This window comes from Streptomyces sp. NBC_00377, assembly GCF_036075115.1.
Taxonomy (GTDB): Bacteria; Actinomycetota; Actinomycetes; order Streptomycetales; family Streptomycetaceae; genus Streptomyces.
The window spans coordinates 1,750,053-1,768,307 of the sequence record NZ_CP107958.1; the positions used below are offsets into that span (position 1 = coordinate 1,750,053).

At 72.0% G+C, this 18,255-nt stretch carries 23 protein-coding genes and 1 pseudogene; 6 read left to right on the forward strand and 18 right to left on the reverse strand.

Annotation, left to right across the window (positions count from 1 at the left end; genetic code table 11):
• Nucleotides 1-53: 53 nt before the first annotated feature.
• Both OHS71_RS07710 and OHS71_RS07715 read right to left on the reverse strand, forming a co-directional pair.
• Nucleotides 54-1,673: an ABC-F family ATP-binding cassette domain-containing protein gene (locus tag OHS71_RS07710; protein ID WP_328478136.1), complete on the reverse strand. Its 1,620-nt coding sequence runs from the start codon at nt 1,671-1,673 to the stop codon at nt 54-56.
• A gap of 69 nt (nt 1,674-1,742) precedes the next feature.
• Nucleotides 1,743-2,402 carry a histidine phosphatase family protein gene (locus OHS71_RS07715; protein ID WP_328478138.1) on the reverse strand — a complete coding sequence of 220 codons (660 nt, stop codon included), beginning with the start codon at nt 2,400-2,402 and terminating at the stop codon, nt 1,743-1,745.
• A gap of 67 nt (nt 2,403-2,469) precedes the next feature.
• Here OHS71_RS07715 and OHS71_RS07720 point away from each other — a divergent pair.
• The 3 genes and pseudogenes from OHS71_RS07720 to OHS71_RS07730 all read left to right on the forward strand — a co-directional run.
• Nucleotides 2,470-3,038 (forward strand): annotated as a pseudogene (locus OHS71_RS07720) (phosphatase PAP2 family protein); the annotation flags it as partial.
• 116 nt (nt 3,039-3,154) lie between these two features.
• Complete coding sequence (locus OHS71_RS07725; protein WP_328478140.1) at nt 3,155-3,976, forward strand: class I SAM-dependent methyltransferase; 822 nt, start codon at nt 3,155-3,157, stop codon at nt 3,974-3,976.
• Nucleotides 3,977-4,192: 216 nt separating this feature from the next.
• Complete coding sequence (locus tag OHS71_RS07730) at nt 4,193-4,363, forward strand: hydrophobic protein (protein WP_328478142.1); 171 nt, start codon at nt 4,193-4,195, stop codon at nt 4,361-4,363.
• 65 nt (nt 4,364-4,428) lie between these two features.
• Here the strand turns inward: OHS71_RS07730 and OHS71_RS07735 are convergent, their stop codons facing one another.
• From OHS71_RS07735 to OHS71_RS07795, 13 genes are all read right to left on the reverse strand, one after another.
• Nucleotides 4,429-4,713 carry a gas vesicle protein K gene (locus tag OHS71_RS07735; RefSeq protein WP_328478144.1) on the reverse strand — a complete coding sequence of 95 codons (285 nt, stop codon included), beginning with the start codon at nt 4,711-4,713 and terminating at the stop codon, nt 4,429-4,431.
• Complete coding sequence (locus tag OHS71_RS07740; protein WP_319170330.1) at nt 4,710-4,898, reverse strand: gas vesicle protein; 189 nt, start codon at nt 4,896-4,898, stop codon at nt 4,710-4,712. The genes OHS71_RS07735 and OHS71_RS07740 overlap by 4 nt, the downstream gene beginning before the upstream one ends.
• The gene (locus OHS71_RS07745; RefSeq protein ID WP_328478149.1) at nt 4,895-5,710 is read right to left on the reverse strand and encodes a GvpL/GvpF family gas vesicle protein; all 816 of its coding nucleotides are present in this window, start codon (nt 5,708-5,710) and stop codon (nt 4,895-4,897) included. Before OHS71_RS07745 ends, OHS71_RS07740 begins: the two co-directional genes overlap by 4 nt.
• Nucleotides 5,707-6,054, reverse strand: coding sequence for a gas vesicle protein (locus OHS71_RS07750; RefSeq protein WP_328478151.1), 348 nt, complete (start codon nt 6,052-6,054; stop codon nt 5,707-5,709). The genes OHS71_RS07745 and OHS71_RS07750 overlap by 4 nt, the downstream gene beginning before the upstream one ends.
• Complete coding sequence (locus tag OHS71_RS07755; RefSeq protein WP_328478153.1) at nt 6,051-7,247, reverse strand: SRPBCC family protein; 1,197 nt, start codon at nt 7,245-7,247, stop codon at nt 6,051-6,053. Before OHS71_RS07755 ends, OHS71_RS07750 begins: the two co-directional genes overlap by 4 nt.
• The gene (locus OHS71_RS07760) at nt 7,244-7,963 is read right to left on the reverse strand and encodes a DNA primase (protein ID WP_328478155.1); all 720 of its coding nucleotides are present in this window, start codon (nt 7,961-7,963) and stop codon (nt 7,244-7,246) included. Before OHS71_RS07760 ends, OHS71_RS07755 begins: the two co-directional genes overlap by 4 nt.
• Complete coding sequence (locus OHS71_RS07765) at nt 7,960-8,223, reverse strand: gas vesicle protein GvpG (RefSeq protein ID WP_328478157.1); 264 nt, start codon at nt 8,221-8,223, stop codon at nt 7,960-7,962. The genes OHS71_RS07760 and OHS71_RS07765 overlap by 4 nt, the downstream gene beginning before the upstream one ends.
• Before the next feature lie 7 nt (nt 8,224-8,230).
• Nucleotides 8,231-8,980 carry a GvpL/GvpF family gas vesicle protein gene (locus OHS71_RS07770; protein ID WP_328478159.1) on the reverse strand — a complete coding sequence of 250 codons (750 nt, stop codon included), beginning with the start codon at nt 8,978-8,980 and terminating at the stop codon, nt 8,231-8,233.
• Nucleotides 8,977-9,411 carry a gas vesicle structural protein GvpA gene (locus OHS71_RS07775; protein ID WP_328478161.1) on the reverse strand — a complete coding sequence of 145 codons (435 nt, stop codon included), beginning with the start codon at nt 9,409-9,411 and terminating at the stop codon, nt 8,977-8,979. Before OHS71_RS07775 ends, OHS71_RS07770 begins: the two co-directional genes overlap by 4 nt.
• Nucleotides 9,412-9,472: 61 nt before the next feature.
• Entirely contained in the window at nt 9,473-9,886 is a 414-nt protein-coding gene (locus OHS71_RS07780; protein ID WP_328478164.1) for a gas vesicle protein GvpO, read from the reverse strand.
• Between the two features lie 45 nt (nt 9,887-9,931).
• Nucleotides 9,932-10,861, reverse strand: a complete 930-nt coding sequence (gene ligD, locus OHS71_RS07785; RefSeq protein WP_328478166.1) for a non-homologous end-joining DNA ligase — start codon at nt 10,859-10,861, stop codon at nt 9,932-9,934.
• Nucleotides 10,858-12,714, reverse strand: coding sequence for a transketolase (locus OHS71_RS07790; RefSeq protein ID WP_328478168.1), 1,857 nt, complete (start codon nt 12,712-12,714; stop codon nt 10,858-10,860). The genes ligD and OHS71_RS07790 overlap by 4 nt, the downstream gene beginning before the upstream one ends.
• 4 nt (nt 12,715-12,718) lie before the next feature.
• The gene (locus OHS71_RS07795; RefSeq protein ID WP_328478170.1) at nt 12,719-14,512 is read right to left on the reverse strand and encodes an NAD(P)/FAD-dependent oxidoreductase; all 1,794 of its coding nucleotides are present in this window, start codon (nt 14,510-14,512) and stop codon (nt 12,719-12,721) included.
• 148 nt (nt 14,513-14,660) lie between these two features.
• Here OHS71_RS07795 and OHS71_RS07800 point away from each other — a divergent pair, with 148 nt between their 5' ends.
• A complete protein-coding gene (locus tag OHS71_RS07800) occupies nt 14,661-15,614 on the forward strand; it encodes an LLM class F420-dependent oxidoreductase (RefSeq protein ID WP_328478173.1) in 954 nt (317 codons plus the stop codon).
• 129 nt (nt 15,615-15,743) lie between these two features.
• Here the strand turns inward: OHS71_RS07800 and OHS71_RS07805 are convergent, their stop codons facing one another.
• A complete protein-coding gene (locus tag OHS71_RS07805) occupies nt 15,744-16,247 on the reverse strand; it encodes a phage holin family protein (RefSeq protein WP_328478175.1) in 504 nt (167 codons plus the stop codon).
• A 179-nt stretch (nt 16,248-16,426) separates the two neighbouring features.
• Between OHS71_RS07805 and OHS71_RS07810 the strand changes: the two genes are divergently transcribed.
• Nucleotides 16,427-16,777, forward strand: coding sequence for a VOC family protein (locus OHS71_RS07810; RefSeq protein ID WP_328478177.1), 351 nt, complete (start codon nt 16,427-16,429; stop codon nt 16,775-16,777).
• 131 nt (nt 16,778-16,908) lie between these two features.
• Nucleotides 16,909-17,256 carry a DUF6204 family protein gene (locus OHS71_RS07815; protein WP_328478179.1) on the forward strand — a complete coding sequence of 116 codons (348 nt, stop codon included), beginning with the start codon at nt 16,909-16,911 and terminating at the stop codon, nt 17,254-17,256.
• Here OHS71_RS07815 and OHS71_RS07820 read toward each other — a convergent pair.
• Together OHS71_RS07820 and OHS71_RS07825 are read right to left on the reverse strand one after the other, a co-directional pair.
• Nucleotides 17,234-17,779: a GNAT family N-acetyltransferase gene (locus OHS71_RS07820; RefSeq protein ID WP_328478181.1), complete on the reverse strand. Its 546-nt coding sequence runs from the start codon at nt 17,777-17,779 to the stop codon at nt 17,234-17,236. The two genes, OHS71_RS07815 and OHS71_RS07820, sit on opposite strands and share 23 nt — an antisense overlap.
• Nucleotides 17,780-17,814: 35 nt before the next feature.
• Nucleotides 17,815-18,093, reverse strand: a complete 279-nt coding sequence (locus tag OHS71_RS07825) for a DUF1049 domain-containing protein (RefSeq protein WP_328478183.1) — start codon at nt 18,091-18,093, stop codon at nt 17,815-17,817.
• Nucleotides 18,094-18,255: the final 162 nt, after the last annotated feature.

Here is an 18,255-nt window from a genome sequence, read left to right on the forward strand (position 1 = left end):
CCCCCTCCGGCCCTCCGGGCCCATGGCGGGGGCCCGGCCCCTGGCAGACGCCCCTACCGGGCCCGCTCCACGCGCCGCTCGTCCCAGACCGGCTCCGCGGTCTCCCGCACCCGGCCGTCGCTGCCGAAGACGAGGTAGCGGTCGAAGGAACGGGCGAACCAGCGGTCGTGGGTGACGGCGAGGACCGTGCCGTCGAAGGCCTCCAGGCCCTCCTGAAGGGCTTCGGCGGACTCCAGGTCGAGGTTGTCGGTCGGCTCGTCGAGGAGCAGGGCGGTGACGCCCTGGAGCTCGAGCAGCAGGATCTGGAAGCGGGCCTGCTGGCCGCCGGAGAGGCGGTCGAACGTCTGCTCCGCCTGCTGGGTCAGCTCGTAGCGGCGCAGTCGGGACATGGCGGCGCCCCGGTCCTGGGAGTGCTCGCTCCACAGGATGTCCAGGAGGGTACGGCCCTGGAGCTCGGGGTGGGCGTGGGTCTGGGCGAAGTGCCCGGGCACGACGCGCGCGCCGAGCTTCCACTCCCCCGTGTGCGCCACATCGTCGCCGGCCAGCAGCCGCAGGAAGTGCGACTTGCCCGAGCCGTTGGAGCCGAGGACGGCGACCCGCTCGCCGTAGAAGACCTCCAGGTCGAAGGGCTTCATCAGACCGGTGAGCTCGAGTCCCTTGCAGGTGACCGCCCGCACGCCGGTGCGGCCTCCCTTGAGACGCATGGTGATGTCCTGCTCGCGGGGCGGCTCCGGCGGCGGGCCCGCCTCCTCGAACTTGCGCAGCCGGGTCTGGGCGGCCTGATAGCGGGAGGCCAGCTCATGGCTGATGGAGGCGGCCTGACGGAGGTTCAGGACGAGCTTCTTCAGCTGGGCGTGCTTCTCGTCCCAGCGGCGGCGCAACTCCTCGAAGCGGGCGAAGCGCTCACGACGGGCCTCGTGGTAGGTGTCGAAGCCGCCGCCGTGCACCCAGGCGTCGGCGCCGGCCGGTCCGGGCTCGACGGAGACGATCTTCTCGGCGGCGCGGGAGAGGAGTTCGCGGTCGTGGGAGACGAAGAGGACCGTCTTACGGGTCTCCTTCAGCCGTTCCTCCAGCCACCGCTTGCCGGGCACGTCGAGGTAGTTGTCCGGCTCGTCCAGCAGCAGCACCTCGTCGGTGCCCCGCAGCAGCGCCTCCAGGACGAGCCGCTTCTGCTCGCCCCCGGAGAGGGTCCGCACGAGACGGAACTGAGCCTTGTCGTAGGGGACGCCGAGCGCGGCCGTGGTGCACATGTCCCACAGCGTCTCGGCCTCGTACCCGCGCACCTCGGCCCAGTCGGCGAGGGCCTGCGCGTACCGGAGCTGGGCGGCCTCGTCGTCGACGGTCATGATCTCGTGCTCGGCCTTGTCGACGGCCTGCGCGACCTCCTGGATGCGGGGCGCGGCCACCGACACGAGCAGGTCGCGTACGGTCGTCTCGTCCCGCACGGAGCCCACGAACTGGCGCATCACGCCGAGGCCGCCGGACACGGTGACGGTCCCGCCGTGGGGTTTCAGTTCACCCGAGATCAGCCGCAGCAGGGTCGTCTTGCCGGCGCCGTTGGGTCCGACCAGCGCCACCACGGCCCCTTCGCCCACCCGGAAGGACACGTCGCCGAGCAACGCCCTCCCGTCGGGGAGGTAGTACTCGAGGTGCGCGGCTTCCAGGTGTCCCATGAGGCGCATTCTGCGGGCCGCCCCCGGGATGCGGCAAACCGTTATGCGCGCGGGCCGCGCGCAGCGCCCTCAGGCGCCGTGGTCCGCCAGCGGCTGCCCCGCCGGGCCGGCCTCTCCCGCGGGCGCGACCGTCGCGCCGGCCCAGGACAGGGCCTTCCAGCCGTCGGCCGGGGTGCCCTCGAGGACGACCGTGCCGGTGTTGGCGAGGGGGTGGGCCGCCGCGAAGGGGATGTCGACGTTGTCGGCGCGGGCGGCCACCCACGTACGGATCGCCGCGCCGTGGCTGACCATCGCGACGGTCCCCGCGCCGCTCGCCGCCGCCTCGGCCACCACCGCGTCGTACCGCGCCAGGAACTCGGCGCCGCTCTCGCCGCCCGGCATGCGCAGCCCGACGTCGCCCGCGGCCCAGGCGAACACCGTGCGCATGTAGAGCTCGCCGCGCTCCGAGCCGCCCGGCAGCATCTCGAGATCGCCGGCGGCGATCTCGCGGATGCCGTCGCGGACCAGGACGTCGAGACCGCGGGCGGTGGCCAGCGGGGCGGCGGTGAGCCGGGTGCGCACGAGGGTGGAGGCGTAGAGCGCCTCGACGTCCTCGCCGACGAGGGCCTGCGGCAGGGCGGCGGCCTGCCGCTCGCCCAGCTCGGTGAGACCGGGGCCGGGGACGGCGGTGTCGAGCAGGAAGTCCACGTTCGAGGGGGTCTGGCCGTGGCGGACGAGCAGCAGTCGCATGCAGCAACCCTTCGGTGTCGACGGCCGCCCCGCACAAGAAACGGCCACCTCAGGGTATCGGCAGCACATGCTGCCCGATATCGGTCACCCTGTCCGGAAGCGCGCCCGGCACGGCCTGCGCGGCCGGCTTCTCGGCCTCGACGGCCGGCTGTTCGAGTTCGCCGCCGAGCGGCGCCGGCCGGCCGCCGGGCCGGTCCTGCCGCGGCTGAGCCGCAGCGCGAACCACGGGGTGCTGTGGTTCGCGGCAGTGGCGGCCCTCGCGGCGTCCGGCACCCACCGCGGCCGCCGCGCCGCCGTGCACGGGCCGACCTCCCTGGGCCTGGCCCCCCTCACCGTCAACACCCTCGGCAAACGCTCGGTGCGCCGGGACCGGCCCCTGCCGGACGCGGTGCCGCGAAGGCGACGGCTGAAGCGGCAGCCGATCACCACGTCCTTCCCGTCCGGCCACTCGGCGTCGGCGGCGGCCTTCGCGGCCGGGGTCGCCCTGGAGCCGCCGGCCTGGTGGCGCCTGTGGCGTTCTCGGTGGTGATGTCCCGCGTCTGCACCGGCGTCCACTTCCCGGGCGGTGTGCTCGCGGGCGCGGCGTTCGCCGTCCGGCACGCCCCTCGCCCCCGGCGGCGGTGGGACCCACCGGCACCCGAAGGTTCCTGATGCCCCGTCAGTCCGCATCCCGATACTGATCGTCTCACCATTCGGCTACGGGCGTACGGTGAGCACACCGGGGATCCGGTTGGTCGAGAAGGGGTGGAGCCATGTCGAAGGCACAGGAGACGGCCGTCTACACGCACGGACACCATGAGTCGGTGCTGCGTTCGCACACCTGGCGGACCGCCGCCAACTCCGCGGCCTACCTGCTCGGTTCGCTGAAGCCCCATATGAGGATCCTGGACATCGGCTGCGGCCCCGGCACCATCACCGCCGACCTGGCCGCCCTGGTCCCCGACGGACACGTCACCGGCGTCGACCGGGCGCCGGGCGTCCTCGACCAGGCGCGGGCCACGGCCGCCGAGCGGGGTCTGACGAACATCGACTTCGCGGTCGCGGACGTGCACGACCTGGCCTACCCGGACGACACGTTCTGCGTCGTCCACGCCCACCAGGTGCTCCAGCACGTCGGCGACCCGGTGGGGGCCCTGCGCGAGATGCTGCGGGTGACCAGGCCCGGCGGCTGCATCGCGGTCCGCGACTCGGACTACGGGGCGATGACCTGGTACCCGGCGTCGCCCGGGATGGACGAGTGGCTGGACCTGTACCGCCGGGTGGCCCGGGCCAACGGCGGCGAACCGGACGCCGGGCGACGACTGAAGTCCTGGGCGCTGGCCGCGGGGTTCGCCGACATCACGGCCACGTCCGCCACCTGGACCTTCAGCACACCCGAGGAGCGGGCCTGGTGGAGCGGCCTGTGGGCGGACCGCACCCTGGCCTCGGCGTACGCGGAGCGCGCCACCCGGGGCGGGCACGCCACCGTGGAGCAGCTGCGCGCCGTGTCGCAGGCCTGGCGGGAGTGGGGGCGGCGGGAGGACGGCTGGTTCGGCGTCCTGCACGCGGAGATCCTCTGCCGCAAGGCCGGCTGATCAAAGCCCCGCCTCCTGGCGGGGCGGGTGGACGCGGGAGCCGACCACGAAAGGGAATCACCGGAAGGGAATCACCGGAACGGACCGCACGGAAATCGCGGCGGCGGGCCGCAAGGAAATCATGAACGGATCCCGCACGGTTCACGCACGGATCGTAAAGGAAACGCGAATGATTCCGGGAATCCGGGAAACACGCATGGGCAGGAGGTTGAGACTATGGTTCCCGTCCTGCTGGTACTGCTGCTGGTACTGATTCTTTTCGGTGCCGGATTCGCGGTGAAGTTGCTCTGGTGGATCGCACTCGCGGTTCTGGTCCTCTGGCTGCTCGGATTCCTGGCTCGCGGAACGAACGCCTCGGGAGGCAGGGGACGCTGGTACAGGTGGTGACCTGAAGCGGAACGTGCCATACCACTTGCTCCCCGGGCACGGGCGGCCCGCCTCCCGTGAGCGACTCACTCCCGGGGAAGCAGCGGTCCCAGCGGCCCGAGGTCCAGATTGAGGTCCTCGGGCCGCAGTCCGTAGCGCTCGCGCAGCTCGGTCATGCGGTCGTCGAGCAGCATCAGCGTGAGCCCGATGCGCTCCTCCTGCTCCTCGCTGAGATCGCCCGTGTCGAAGCGGCGCAGCGCCTGCCGTTCCATCAGCTGGCGCAGCAGCTCCACGACGGTCAGCACGAGTTTCACCAGGTCGCGCTCGACGGTGTCGGGTTCGAGATCCAGGTGCTTGCGTCGTTCCGTCACAGCAGATCCCCCCAGGGCGACGGCACCTGTTCGTTGACCGAGCTGATCAGCGCGTTCAGATCGATGCGGACGAGGTCGACGTCCGCGATGCGCAGGGTGATGTCTCCGGTGATGACGACCCCGCCGGCCAGCAGCCGGTCGAGCAGGTCGACGAGGGCGACCTCGCGGCGCTCCACCACCGTCATGCCTTCTCACCCTCCCCCGGGCTCCCCGCTCCGGAGGCCGCGGCCGCGGACTCGCCCTCTCCTGCGGATTCCACGAAGGAATAGGCGGCCCACGGCCCCGTGAGTTCCACCCGCATTCCGGGTTCCTCCCCCTTGGTCCGATCCACGATTTCCACGAATTCCTCGGATTCCGCGCGCGGAACGAGATAGGCGGCGTTCAACACGTTCTGGCCGGACGCCTGCGAGAGTGCGGAGTTCTGCGGCGGGTGGAGGCGTGCGTCGTCGGCACGCCCGGACAGCGTCGTGTGCAGACGTCCGGCGAACCGCTCGGCCCGCTGCCAGGTGTCCTCGTGGGCCTGGGCCTTCCTGCGGCGCTGCATCAGGTAGTCCCGGCCCGAGGCCGGCTTCGTCACGGCCGGCTCGGGCTCGCCCGCCTCCGACTCGACGTAGACCTTCACTCCCCACTCGACCCGCCCCGCGAGCCGGTCCAGGGTGCGCCGGAAGTCGTCCTCGCGCTCCTCCATCATCACGCGGACGCCGCTGTCGTCCCGGAAGACGGTGGCGAGCCGGAGCGGCAGCGGTGTGCTGACGGCCGTGAGCGCGTCTATCACCTGCTGGTGGGCGCGGGCGGTCTCCGTCAGCCAGTCCAGGTCCTCCAGGTGGCGGCGGAGCGGCTCCTCGGCGAAGTCCCGCTCCGGCACATGGCTGACCACGGCGATGAGGCCGTGGTGGCTGAGCAGTCTGGGCGGATCGCCCGCCACCCCCGACAGGGCGGCCTGGAGGGGCGCGCCGAGGGGGCGGCAGACGGCGTACACGTAACGCAGTCCGGTCATGGGGACTCCTCACGGACGTCCTGCGGGGCGCGGCCCGGCGCCAGCTCCTCCAGGCGCGCCAACCGCTCACGCAACTCGGCGTTCTCACGCGCGAGTTCGTTGCGGCGCGCACCGGAGGACAGGGCCGGGTCGTCCTCCCACCAGTCGATGCCCATCTCCTTCGCCTTGTCGACGGAGGCGACGATGAGGCGGAGCTTGATCGTGAGCAGCTCGATGTCGAGCAGGTTGATCCGGATGTCGCCGGCGATCACGACGCCCTTGTCGAGGACGCGTTCCAGGATGTCGGCGAGGTTGGATCCGCCGCCCTGGCCGTACGGCTCCGGCAGCCGACTCGGCATGCTCATCGCCGGCTCCTGCGCTCGTCCTCGTCGCGGGGCTCCTCCTCCGGCTCCTCCTCGGGCTGCTCCTCCTCGTCGTACTCCTCGTACTCGTCCTCGGCGGCCTCGCCGTCGCCGTCCTGCGCGGGCTCTCCCTCCTCGTCGTACTCCTCGTCGTCCTCGGGGGCCTCGTCCTCGGCGTACGGGGCCTCTTCCCCGTACTCCTCATCGTCCTCCCGGCCGCCGTCCTCGGCATCCTGCGGCTCGTCGCCCTCCTCGGGCTCGCCGTTCTCGCCGTCCTCCGCGTCCTCGGAGTTCTGGGCCTCCTCCTCCTCGGCGACGGCGTCCTCGTGGGATTTGACGACCTCGCCGTCGCGGATCTCTCCGCGCCAGGAGTCTTCCGCCTCCCCCTTGATGGTGATGAAGCGCGCGAAGTTCTTCAGGTCGAGGCGGACACGGCGGCCCTGGGCGCGCCAGATGTTGCCGGTCTTCTCGAACAGGCCCGTCGGGTAGTACTCGATGACCAGCAGGACGCGGGTGAGGCTCTCGGTGAGCTCGTGGAAGGAGACGACGCCCTTCGTGGTGCCCTTCGCGCCCTCCGACGTCCAGGCGATCCGGTCGTCCGGCACCTGTTCGGTGGTCTTCCCCTTCCAGCTGCGGTTCGACCAGAAGATTTTCCCCTGCCAGTCGCTGGTGGTGTCGTCGGCGCGGTTCGCGCTCTTGACGCCCTTGGCGAAGGTGCTGAAGTCCTGGTACTGCGTCCACTGGTCGTAGGCGGTGCGCAGCGGCACGCCGACGTCGATCGTCTCCATGATCACGGTCGGCTTCTTGCCGGCGCTCTTCTTGCCCTTGCCGCCCTTGCCGCCGCCGAGGTTCTTCAGGGCGCCGGTCACCTTGTCCTTGGCGTGCGAGGCGCCGAGCTCCAGGGCGGAGCGGACCGGTCCCTTGCCCTCGGCGATCTTCTTGCCGCCGTCCAGGGCGAGTTTGGCGAAGCCCGGGCTGTTGCCCTCGGCGATGTCGTTCAGTTTGTTCGTGGTCTCGCCCAGCTTGTGGCCGACACCGGTCAGCAGGCGCGTGGCCTGTGCGGCGAGGTACTCCTGCACCTCTTCCTTGAGCCGGTCGACGGCTTCGCTGTGCACCACTTCGGAGAGCGGGTTGCCACCGGCCGCCTCGCCCGCGTTCGAAGCCGCGGACTTCGCGGATCCCAGGGTCTCGGTCATCGGTCGCCGCCTCCCTTCGGTCGCCGGGCCGCCCGGCCGGCACCCGAGGCGGTCCTCGCGCCCGTCCTCTGGGCCGACGCGGTCTTCTTCGCTGCCGTTCCGCGAGCAGGAGCCTTCTTGGCGGGCGCCTTCTTCGCGGGGGCCTTCTTGGCCGTCTTCTTCGCCGGCGCCTTCTTCGCCGCGGTCTTCCTCGGCGGTTCCTCTTCCTCCGGCTCGTCCTCCTCGTCGGCGTCCTGCGGCTCCTCGTCCTCGTCGGCGTCCTGCGGCTCCTCGTCCTCGTCGGCGTCCTGCGGCTCCTCGTCCTCGTCGGCGTCCTGAGGCTCCTCGTACTCCTCGTCCGCCTCGTCGGACTCATCGGCCTCGTCGTCGGCGGACCGCCCGCCGTTCCCGCCGGGCACGACGCCCGCGAGCTGGTCGCGCACCTCGGAGGTACGACCGTGCAGCCTGTCCGCGAGCGCATCGATCTGCCGCTCGACCATGGCACCGGAGGCGGCCTTGCCGACTCCGCGCAGGTCCTGGCGCAGCTGGTCCCCGATCTCCTTGAACTGCGGGTTGTCCCGCAGCTGCTGGGAGAGCAGGTCCGCCACGCCCTTGGGGGTCAGGTTCAGCCGCTTGCCGGCCACCAACGAGCCGACGGCGACGGCCAGTTTCAGTTTCTTGGTACGTCCCAGGAAATACCCGGCCCCCACTGCGAGGCCCAGTCCCATTCGGTTCATCCTGTCCACCCGTCGTCCGTTCCCGCGCTCTTGCGCGTCGCGCTCTCCAGCCGGTCCAGGAGCGTGTCCTCCTCCCGGTCGAACTCCTCCTCGGTGATTTCCCCGGCGTCCAACCGCTCCTCCAGCCGGGCCAGTTCGGCCCGGATGGTGCCGGGGTCGTAGTAGATCCGCTCGGCCTCCTGGACCACCTGCTGGATCACCCAGCCGCTGCCGCGCACCGGGGCGAACGGCAGCAGCAGCACCTCTGAGATGAGTCCCATGACGCACCTACCCTGTGGTACCCGCCGGTTCGGCCGGGCCCGGTTCGACGAAGCTGTACGGCGGCAGCGGCCCGTTGATCCGCAGCTCGAGGTGCGGACGGCCCTTGCGGAGCTCCTCCGCGGCCTCCAGGAATCCGGCCGCCGAGTCGCGGTCCACCAGGAACGAGACGTTGACCAGCCAGCCCGTGGACTCGGGGCCCACACTGGTGGCCGCTGCCAGCGGCTGGAGGTTCTGCTGCACGTCGGCCGCGTCCTCGGCCTCCTTGGCCTTGACCGCGGCGGCCACCATCTCGCCGAGCTGGAGCCGCTGGTCGTGGCTGCCACCGCCCGCTTTCCGGTTGGCCTCGGCGAGGGACCGCAGCTCGGGGCTCTCGGCCATCACGAGGTGCAGGACGGCTTCCTCGACATGGGACGCCTTGACGTTGTACTCGACCTTGTTGTCGAGGGCGCGCAACCGCTCCTCGTAGTGCTCGGTGCGCTCGGCGAGCACCCCGGTGACGGAACTGTCGTCGGGGGCGACGCTGCCGAACCGCATGGGCAGCACGCAGCCCTCGGCGCCGGCCTCGGCCAGCACGGTCTGGTGGGCGAGCAGTTCCCTGCGCTTGGGCCGCAGCCCCTCCGGGGCGTCGCTGACGACGGCCGCCAGCGCGCCCTCCTTCAGGACGCGCACCGGCAGGGGCGGCTGGCCCACGCCGACCAGCCCGTCGGGAAGGTCCGGGTGCGAGCTCGCGACGATGCCGTACACGTACGTGCTCACTCCTGCTCCTCCTTCCTGCGCGCCGCGGTGCTCTTGCGCGCCCGCGGCCTGGGCTCGCGCTCCTGGGAGGAGCCGTCGTCACGGGCCTGCTTGAAGGCGTCGGAGATGGTCTCCGCGGCGCCGGACAGCGCGCCCTTGGACTTGCCGCGCGCGCCGGACTCGGTCATCTCGCCGACCAGGTCGGGCAGGCCCGGGTCCTTGCGGGGCCCCGCCTCGAGGTCCAGCCGGTTGCACGCCTCGGCGAAGCGCAGATAGGTGTCGACGCTGGCCACCACGACCCGTACGTCGATCTTGAGGATCTCGATGCCGACCAGGGACACCCGTACGAACGCGTCGATGACGAGACCCCTGTCGAGGACGAGCTCCAGCACGTCGTAGAGGCCGCTGGAACCGCCTCCACCGCCGGACTGTTGTGCCGGGACAACGGTCATGTCGACCGCGCCTCCTTGTCTCGGATTGGATGATGATCGGGCAGTGCTGCGAGCCGGCGGCCTAACGGCCGCCGGACCTGTGTGGGTCCGCGCGCCCGCGCTCGTAGCGGCGAACGCGCCGGTAGCCGGTGAGCTGCCCGTCCGGATCGAGGTCGACCTGGTAGCTCGCCATCAGACTCATCGTGTCGGGCACACGGGCGAGCTCCAGGACCTCGATCTCCAGGGACCAGCCGTCCTGTGTCTGCTCGAAGGAGGAGACGCTCTCCGCGGTCATGCCGGTCAGCTCGGTGAGCTGGCCGCGCGCCTGGCGCAGCACCTCCATCGGGCCCGGCCGGTTCTCCGCCACGTCGTCCTTTCCTTCCGTGTCCGTCGACTCCGCACACGCGTCGTGCGACTCGCGCGGTTCGTCTGATCCGTGTGATACGTGCGATTCATGTGACGTATGTGACTGTGCTGAGCTTTTTGTGTTCACCATGGCCACCTCTACTTCCGGGTGGCCCGAGAGTTCTTGGCCAAACCTTCACGCGCCTCGAAGTACGTCGAGCCGCCGCCGGGCCGGGCCCAGTGCCCGCCCGCGGCCCAGCCCGGACCAAGGGCCGGTGCGGCCCTGTTCGGCGGCGTCCGCGATGGTCCAGCGGCGCGGTCCCAGCTCCGGATCGCGCAGCTGCTCCCAGGTGATCGGCGTGGCGACGGGCGCTCCGGGCAACGCCCGCACCGTGAAGGGGGCGACCGCGGTCTGGGCGTAGGCGTTGCGCTGGACGTCCAGGTAGAGCCGGTCTCCGCGGTCCTTCTTGCGGGCGGCGGTGGTGAGCCGGCCGGGATGCCGGTCGACGAGCAGGTCGGCTGCGTCCCGGGCGAATCCGCGCACCTCGTCGAAGTCCTGGTGCCCGTCGAGCGGGATGACGACGTGCAGTCCGCGTGAACCCGTCGTCATCAGCGCCGAGGGCAGCCGCAGCTCGTCGAGGAGCTCGCCCAGCCATCCGGCGGCCTCCCGGACGGCATCGAAACCCGAGCCGTCGGCGGGGTCCAGGTCGAAGATCATCACATCCGGACGGTCGATCCGGCCGGCCCGCGACAGCCAGCGGTGCCGGGTGAGGCAGGCCTGGTCGGCGAGGAGGACGAGGGTGGCGGAGTCGTCGCAGACCGTGTGGCGGACGGTGCCGTCCTCCTTGGCCACCTCGACCCGTCTGACCCACTGCGGATAGTGCTCGGGGGTGTTCTTCTGCATGAAGCGGGGTCCGTCGATCCCGTCCGGATGCCGCTCCAGCATCAGCGGGCGCCCGCGCAGGTGCGGCAGCATGAACGCGGCGACCGACCGGTAGTACGCGACGAGGTCGCCCTTCGTGTACTCCTTCGCGTCCCTCCCTCCCGGGAAGAGCACCTTGTCCGTCCGGTGGACCTCGACGGTGTGCCGGCCCACCCGCAGTTTCCGTACGTCGCCGCCGCTCACGGCACGATCGCCTGCTCCACGAGCAGCCGGGCGGACGCGGCGATCGACTCGGCGTCGATGCCCGCCGCGTGCAGCTGTTCGGCCGGGTTCGCCGAGCCGGGCATCGTCCGGACGGCGAGGCGCACCAGCCGGGGTACCGGCCGGCCGTCGAGGAAGGCGTCGAGGACCGCGTCCCCCAGTCCGCCCTGTTCGTGGTGGTCCTCCACGCTCATCAGCAGCCCGGTCTCCTCCGCGGCCCGCCGTAGCGTGGCCCGGTCGACGGGCTTGACCGAGTACAGGTCGACGACCCGGACCGCGATGCCCTGCGCGTCGAGCGCCTCGGCTGCCTTCAGCGCCTCGTGCACGGTGACGCCGGCCGCGACGATCGTCAGCCGGTCCCGGTCCGAGGAGCGCAGCACCTTGCTGCCGCCGACCGGGAACTCCTCGTCCGGTCCGTAGAGCACCGGGTAGGCGCCGCGCGAGGTGCGCAGGTAGCGGACGCCGTCAAGGCCGGCCATGGCGGCGACGAGCCGGGCGGTCTGGTGGGGGTCGCAGGGGTACAGCACGGTCGAGCCGTGCACGGCCCGGAACATCGCCAGGTCCTCCAGACCCATCTGCGAGGGCCCGTCCTGTCCGATGGCGACTCCGGCGTGCGAGCCGACGAGGTTGATGCCGGCACCGCTGACCGCGGCCATGCGGACGAAATCGTGCGCCCGGGTCAGGAACGCCGCGAACGTGGAGGCGTACGGCACCCAGCCGCGGGTCGCGAGGCCGACCGCGTTCGCGACGAGCTGCTGTTCGGCGATGTAGCACTCGAAGAACCGGTCGTGGTGCTCCTTGGCGAACACCTCGGTACGGGTGGAGTCGCCGACCTCGCCGTCGAGGGCGACGATGTCGCCGCGTGCGGCGCCGAGAGCGGCGAGGGCCCGGCCGTAGGCGTCACGGGTCGCCACGCCCTTTTCGCGGTCGGCCCCCTCCCAGCGGGGCAGTTCGAGGGAACCGGTCGGCACGGAGCGCAGCATCCGGGCCTCGACGGGCCCGTGCACGCGCACGCGCAGGTCCCGGATGCCGCCCAGCTCCTCGATCGCCCCGTCGGCGTCGGGCAGCGGCTTGCCGTGCAGGCCCTCGCGGTCCTGGACGGCCGCCACGCCCTTGCCCTTGAGGGTGCGGGCCAGGATCGCCGTCGGCTGCCGGGCGGTGGAGGCAGCCTCGCCGCAGGCACGGTCGACGGCGTCCACGTCGTGTCCGTCGATCTCGATCGTGTGCCAGCCGAACGCCTGGAACCGGCGGGCGTAGGCGTCCAGGTCGTGGCCGTGCCGGGTGGGGCCGCGCTGGCCGAGCCGGTTGACGTCGACGATCACCGTGAGGTTGTCGAGGCGTTCGTGTCCCGCGTACTCGGCGGCCTCCCACCCGGAGCCCTCGGCGAGTTCGCCGTCCCCGCACAGCACCCACACGCGGTATCCGGCACGGTCCAGCCGCTGCCCGGCCAGCGCGATCCCGACGGCCACCGGGAGGCCCTGGCCGAGCGATCCGGTGGCCGTCTCGACCCACGGCAGCCGCTGCGGGGTGGGATGCCCCTCCAGCCGGCTGCCGAGTGTGCGGAAGGTCAGCAGCTCCTCGTCGTCGATGGCGCCGACGGCCTTGTAGGCCGCGTACATCAGCGGGGAGGCGTGGCCCTTCGACAGGACGAAGCGGTCGTTGCCCGGGTGGGCCGGGCGGTCGAAGTCATAGCGGAAGTGGTGCGCGAACAGCACGGCCACCAGGTCCGCGGCCGACATCGAGGACGTCGGATGCCCGGACCCCGCGGCGGCGGAGGCGCGCACGCTGTCGACCCGCAACTGCCGGCCGAGTTCGACGAGTTCGGCGGTGTCCATCGGGCTACCGGTCTCCCTCCCCGCGGGCCTTCCCGGACCCGTCGGCGGTCTCGTCCTCGCGCCCGGCGGCCGGTCCGGAACTGTGCTGCCCCACCTCGGGTGTCGGCGCGGTGATCGACCGGGAGCCGTCCTCAGGCGAGGACTGACCTTGACGGGCCCCGTCCTCACCCCCGCCGTGCCGTCCCACCTCGGGTGTCGGCGCGGTGATCGACTGCGAGTCGTCCTCCGGGGAGGGGTGCTGCTCGCCGGACCCACCGTTCGTCTGGTTCACGTCGTTCACGTCCTTCGCCTCATTCCTGTCGTCCTTGCCGTCGGCGTCCTTGCCGTCGTCCTTGCCGTCGGCGTCCTTGCCGTGGGCGTTCATGCCGTCGGTGTTCTTGTCGTCGGTGTTCCTGTCGTGCGCGACGTTCCCGGCGTCACCGGCGTTCACGTCCGCCCGGGTGGCCGCTCCGGGGCCGGGGGCCGCCGTCTCGCGCTCGCGGCCGTCCGGCACCCGCGCCAGCTCCGGCGACGCTGTGTCCAGCGGTACCGACCAGGACCGGACGAGGCCCAACTGGACGTCCTGGCGCGGGAGTACGGCGTCCAGCAGCCAGTCGGCGGCGACGCGGACGCGATTGCCGGGCATCGCGGCGAGATGGTAACCGCGGGTGACCAGAGCGGCGGCGGGACCGGACAGATGGACACCGAGCGGATTGGCCGCGGCCTGCACGCCGCCCAGGTCCACGACGAACCCCAGGTCCTTGTGCCGGTACGGTCGCAGACCGGCCGCGCCGCCGCCCGCGCCGAGCGAGGCGGCGACGTTCTGCCCGGCCACCTTGCCCTGCCGCCACGCGTGCTGCGCGGTCATCGGCGTGTACTCCCCGGGCCTCTCCAGGTCGGGCACGGCGGCCGCGTCACCGCACGCGAACACCTCCGGCCTGCCGGGGACCTGCAACGTCGGCTCGACGAGCAGCCGCCCGCGTTCCAGGGGAAGTCCGAGCGACTCGGCCAGCGGATCGGGCCGTACGCCCACGCACCACACCAGGGTGCGGGTGTCGACGAACTCGCCGTCGGTGAGCAGGACCCCGTCACGCGTGGCCTCCTTCACCGAGGTTCCCATGCGCACCTCGACGCCCCGTTCCCTCAGCACCCGGTCGGCGGTGCGGGAGAGCCGTCCGTCGAGTTCGGGCAGGACGCGCGACGCGACATCCAGCAGCAGCCAGCGCGGCCGCATGCCGGTGCGCGAGGGGTGGGCGCGGACCAGGGCGTCGGTGAACAGCTTTCCCTGCGCCGCGACCTCGGTACCGGTGTAGCCCGCGCCGACCACGACGAACGTGGAACGTGCCGCGCGCTCGGTCGCGTCGGCGCCGGACGCGGCCAACTCCACCTGCCGGGTCAGGTGATCGCGCAGATACAGGGCTTCGGGCAGGCTGCGGAACCCGTGCGCGTGCTCGGCGACCCCGGGGATGGGCAGCAGCTTGTTGACGCTGCCCGCGGCGAGCACGAGCCGGTCGTAGCCGAGCGTGCGCGTGTCGCCCTCGGGGTTCGTGCAGTGGACGGTGCGCGCGTCGAGGTCGATGCGACCGGCCTCGCCGAGCACCAGCCGCACCTGACGCAGGCTGCCCGACAGGGGGACCGTGACCCGGCGCGGTTCCAGGATGCCCGCCGCCACCTGGGGCAGCAGAGGCACGTAGAGGAAGTGGTCGGTCGGGTTGAGCAGGGTGATGTCGGCGCGGCCCCTGGCCTCCCGCGCCAGGGTGCGGGCGGCCCGGTACCCGGCGAATCCGGCTCCGACGATCACGATGCGGGGGCGACTCACGGTGGGCCTCCGGAGGGGGTGCGGACGGTCGTCGTACGAAGGTGTCCGCGTCCCCCGGGCAGGGCCGGCCAAACGTCCGCCGGTTTCCCGTCCGGGCTCCGGGTACCCGGAGCCCGACCCGACCCGCCCAGTCGCGGAGGTATACCCCATGCCCGAATACGGCTATTTCCTGTCCTGCGAGGAGTTCGGCCCCGCAGACCTCGTCGAGCAGGCCCGGATGGCCGAGCAGGCCGGTTTCCAGGCGCTGTGGATCTCCGACCACTACCACCCGTGGAACGACGCACAGGGCCAGAGCCCGTTCGTCTGGTCGGTGATCGGCGCACTGTCGGAGGCGGTGTCGCTGCCGATCGAGACGGCCGTGACCTGCCCGACCGTGCGGATCCACCCGGCGGTGGTCGCGCAGGCCGCCGCCACGTCCGCGGTGATGACGAACGGCCGATTCCGCCTCGGCGTCGGCTCGGGCGAGGCCCTGAACGAGCACATCCTCGGCGACGCCTGGCCCCCGGCGAACGTACGCCTGGAGATGCTGGAGGAGGCGGTGCAGATCATGCGCCGGCTGTTCACGGGCGAGGAGGTCACCCACTACGGCACGCACTACAAGGTGGAGAACGCCCGCCTCTACACCGTCCCCGACGAGCCCGTCCCGATCGACATCTCCGGCTTCGGCCCCAAGGCGACCTCGCTCGCGGCCCGCGTGGGCGACGGCTTCATCACGATGATGCCGGACGAGGCGATGGTCGAGCAGTACCGCAAGGGCGGCGGCGGCTCCAAGCCGGTCAGCGGCGGCACGAAGGTCTGCTACGGCACGGACCGCGCCGAAGCCGTCCGTACGGTCCACCGGCTGTGGTCGAATCAGCTGCTGCCCGGCGAGATGGGGCAGATCCTGCCCACGCCGAGTCACTTCGAGCAGTTGCAGCCGCTGGTCAGCGAGGAGATGGTCGGCGAGAACACGGTGTGCGGCGACGACGTCGACGAGCACGTCGAAGCCCTCACCGCCTTCGCCGACGCGGGCTTCGACCGGATCTACGTCAACCAGATCGGCCCCGACCAGCGCGGCTTCTTCGACTTCTACCGCACGAAGGTGCTGCCGCGCCTCCAGTGAGCCCGGCCGTCGTCACAGGAGAGGCCCCGGTCGCCACGCAGGGGCGGCCCTGCGGCAGCAGCTGCCGCAGGGCCGCCCGGGCGCCGGGCTCGTGGCGTGGTACGTCACTTCGGGTGCGCTGCGCGCGCGTCAGGCCCGGTGGTGCGGGCCCTCGGGGTCGATGTCGTCCGCGCGCGGCGCCTCGCCCGGCCCCGGCACCTGGGCGCCGGGCGCGGTCGGCGGCATCGGCGGGTACGGCATGCCCAGGCCGCTGGGCGGGGCGGCCGGCGACGTTCCGCCCACGACGCGACCGGGGTCCCCGTGCGTCCCCGCTTCACCCGCGGACGCGGGACGGGACGGCGAGTGCGGCTTGGCGGCGCCGCGCAGCAGGTACGCGACGGCCCCGAGGATCGCGGCGGTGATCAGCGCCGCGGCCCAGCCCGGCAGTCCGGTGTCCAGGGCGAGTCCCACCGCGAGGGCCACGGCCGCGCCGGCGTAGAGGGCGACGGCGCCGGAAGCCGCGTACAGCATCGCCGTGCGGCGCTGCTTGCGGGTCTGCTCGCGCAGCTCCTCGCGGATGGTCTCGCGTGCCACCTGCGCCAGTTCGTCGACCAGGTGCTTGTCCAGATGCTCCAGATGCTCCATGCGCTCCATGACCTGCGGGTACCCGCTGTCATGAACGCTTAACGCCACGGGACCGGCCGCCGGACGGGACGAGGCCCCGGCGCGGGGCAGGGCGCGAAGTGGGGCGCGAGGTGCGGCCGGAGCACGGCGGGGAGGGGATCGGGTGAAGGGATCACCTCGCCGCGGCCGCCCCAACTAGGCTCGCCTGCATGGACATTCTGGGAGCCACACTGCGTGTCTGTGTCGACGATCTGGAGGCCTCGGTCTCCTTCTACGAGCGGCTGGCGGGCACCGGTGCGCTCCGCTTCGAGCGCGGCGGGGTACACGTGGCCGCCGTCGGCTGCTTCCTGCTGATGAGCGGGCCTCCGGCCGAACTGGAGCTGCTGCGCAAGGTGGCCGCGACGATCGCCGTCACCGACGTCGAGGAGGCCCACCGGACCCTCACCGAGCTGGGCGCCGACGTCATCGCGGGGCCGGTGCCGACGCCGGTGGGCCGCAACCTGATCGTCCGGCACCCGGACGGAGCGGTGTACGAGTACGCGGACCGGCGCGGGTCGTGAGACGCCGGGCGCGTGGACCGGCGGCGGTCCGGTGAGGCGCCCGGGTCGCCCGCGGCGCCGAAAATGCCGTGTGCGGCGTGCCGTCACCGACGTATCGTCGGGCGTTCGACGGCAGTCCTGAAGGAGCGGCAGTGAGTGAGCAGCACACCTACCGGGTGATCGTCCGGGGCACCTGGGACGCCCTCACCGACGAGGCCCGGGCCCGCCTCGTCGCCGAGGCCGCCGACCACGGACTGACGAGCATGCGGTTCACCGAGGAGGGCACGTTGTCGTACGAGCCGTCGCCGCTGAAGCACTTCTCGATGCGCTACGTGGTGGTCTCGGACGCGGTGGACGGCGAGGAGATGGCGGGGGCGCTCGCCGAGGAGCGCGCCGAGGCGGAGCTGCGGGAGCTCGGTTACGGCTGCACCGGGCTGCGGTCGACGGTCACGGACCTCGACACGATGAAGATCAACTTCAAGCCCGCATCTCGGCGGTGACCGCCCACCTCTCGTGGTCCCGCCACGCCCCGTCGACGTAGATCATCTTCGGGGAGAAGCCCTCGTGGCGGAAGCCGCAGGCGCGGGCGAGGGCGATCGAGGCGTCGTTGCCGGGTTGTGCGTTGATCTCCAGCCGGTGCAGTCGCATGGGCCCGAACGCGTAGTCCACCACCAGGTCGAGCGCCTCACGCATCAGCCCGCGCCCGGCCGCGTGCGCGAAGGCTCCGTAGCCGAGCGCGCCGCACTGGAAACCCCCCTGGACGATGTTGTTGATGTTGATGAACCCGGCGACCGCGCCGTCCTGCACCGTGCACACGAGGAAGCCGGCCTTGGTCGGATCCTCGATCAGCCGCCCCGCGTAGGCCGTGTACGCGTCGGCGGTGGCCGGCGGGAACAGCCATGGGTGGTGCAGGTCCTTGCTCTCCCGCGCACGGGCGGTGAACTCCGGCCCGTCCGCGTAGGTGAAGTGGCGTATGCCCACGCGGGGGCCCTCGGCGAGATGACGGGATGCATTGTGCGGCATCCGGCCACCTTAAGCCGCCGGGCCGGGCCCGGTCCTCAGCTCCGGCGCCTCCTGGCGTACGCCCCGCACAACGCGCCGATGATCCCCGTGGCGAGCAGGGCCATCCACAGCGGCATCGTGACCTCGGGCACGAGCAACCGGATCTTGGTGGCGCGGGTGTTCTCGAAGATGAAGATCAGGGCGAGGACGGCGAGCGTCAGGACGACGATCCGGCCCGGCGTCAGCGCGCCGCCCCGGGCGCCGCTCTTCTCAGCGCCCTTTCCGCCGCCCTTGGCGCCGCTCTTTCCACCGCTCCCGGAGGTCTTCGGGCTCATAGGACCAGGGTGTGCCCTGAGCCGCGCTCACGCACGGTGGATCGCGCCCTCCGGGTGATCCACGCCCCCGGGCCGGCACGCGGCGGGAGCTTCCGGGCGGCCCCGGAGCGTCGGAGGCCAGCACACGCCAGGAGGTCCGGCGTCAGCCCAGAGCCGAAGCCG

Excerpts from the sequence above, each read along its gene's own strand:
- OHS71_RS07740 (WP_319170330.1), bottom strand. The coding sequence starts at position 4,898 with ATGACGGTGGTGGAGCGCCGCGAGGTCGCCCTCGTCGACCTGCTCGAC.
- OHS71_RS07810 (WP_328478177.1), top strand. The coding sequence starts at position 16,427 with ATGGACATTCTGGGAGCCACACTGCGTGTCTGTGTCGACGATCTGGAG.
- OHS71_RS07760 (WP_328478155.1), bottom strand. The coding sequence starts at position 7,963 with ATGAACCGAATGGGACTGGGCCTCGCAGTGGGGGCCGGGTATTTCCTG.
- OHS71_RS07745 (WP_328478149.1), bottom strand. The coding sequence starts at position 5,710 with ATGACCGGACTGCGTTACGTGTACGCCGTCTGCCGCCCCCTCGGCGCG.
- OHS71_RS07755 (WP_328478153.1), bottom strand. The coding sequence starts at position 7,247 with ATGACCGAGACCCTGGGATCCGCGAAGTCCGCGGCTTCGAACGCGGGC.
- OHS71_RS07715 (WP_328478138.1), bottom strand. The coding sequence starts at position 2,402 with ATGCGACTGCTGCTCGTCCGCCACGGCCAGACCCCCTCGAACGTGGAC.
- OHS71_RS07730 (WP_328478142.1), top strand. The coding sequence starts at position 4,193 with ATGGTTCCCGTCCTGCTGGTACTGCTGCTGGTACTGATTCTTTTCGGT.
- OHS71_RS07805 (WP_328478175.1), bottom strand. The coding sequence starts at position 16,247 with ATGGAGCGCATGGAGCATCTGGAGCATCTGGACAAGCACCTGGTCGAC.
- OHS71_RS07780 (WP_328478164.1), bottom strand. The coding sequence starts at position 9,886 with ATGGTGAACACAAAAAGCTCAGCACAGTCACATACGTCACATGAATCG.
- OHS71_RS07800 (WP_328478173.1), top strand. The coding sequence starts at position 14,661 with ATGCCCGAATACGGCTATTTCCTGTCCTGCGAGGAGTTCGGCCCCGCA.
- OHS71_RS07820 (WP_328478181.1), bottom strand. The coding sequence starts at position 17,779 with ATGCCGCACAATGCATCCCGTCATCTCGCCGAGGGCCCCCGCGTGGGC.
- OHS71_RS07725 (WP_328478140.1), top strand. The coding sequence starts at position 3,155 with ATGTCGAAGGCACAGGAGACGGCCGTCTACACGCACGGACACCATGAG.
- OHS71_RS07790 (WP_328478168.1), bottom strand. The coding sequence starts at position 12,714 with ATGGACACCGCCGAACTCGTCGAACTCGGCCGGCAGTTGCGGGTCGAC.
- OHS71_RS07825 (WP_328478183.1), bottom strand. The coding sequence starts at position 18,093 with ATGAGCCCGAAGACCTCCGGGAGCGGTGGAAAGAGCGGCGCCAAGGGC.
- OHS71_RS07750 (WP_328478151.1), bottom strand. The coding sequence starts at position 6,054 with ATGAGCATGCCGAGTCGGCTGCCGGAGCCGTACGGCCAGGGCGGCGGA.
- OHS71_RS07775 (WP_328478161.1), bottom strand. The coding sequence starts at position 9,411 with ATGACCGTTGTCCCGGCACAACAGTCCGGCGGTGGAGGCGGTTCCAGC.
- OHS71_RS07710 (WP_328478136.1), bottom strand. The coding sequence starts at position 1,673 with ATGGGACACCTGGAAGCCGCGCACCTCGAGTACTACCTCCCCGACGGG.
- OHS71_RS07765 (WP_328478157.1), bottom strand. The coding sequence starts at position 8,223 with ATGGGACTCATCTCAGAGGTGCTGCTGCTGCCGTTCGCCCCGGTGCGC.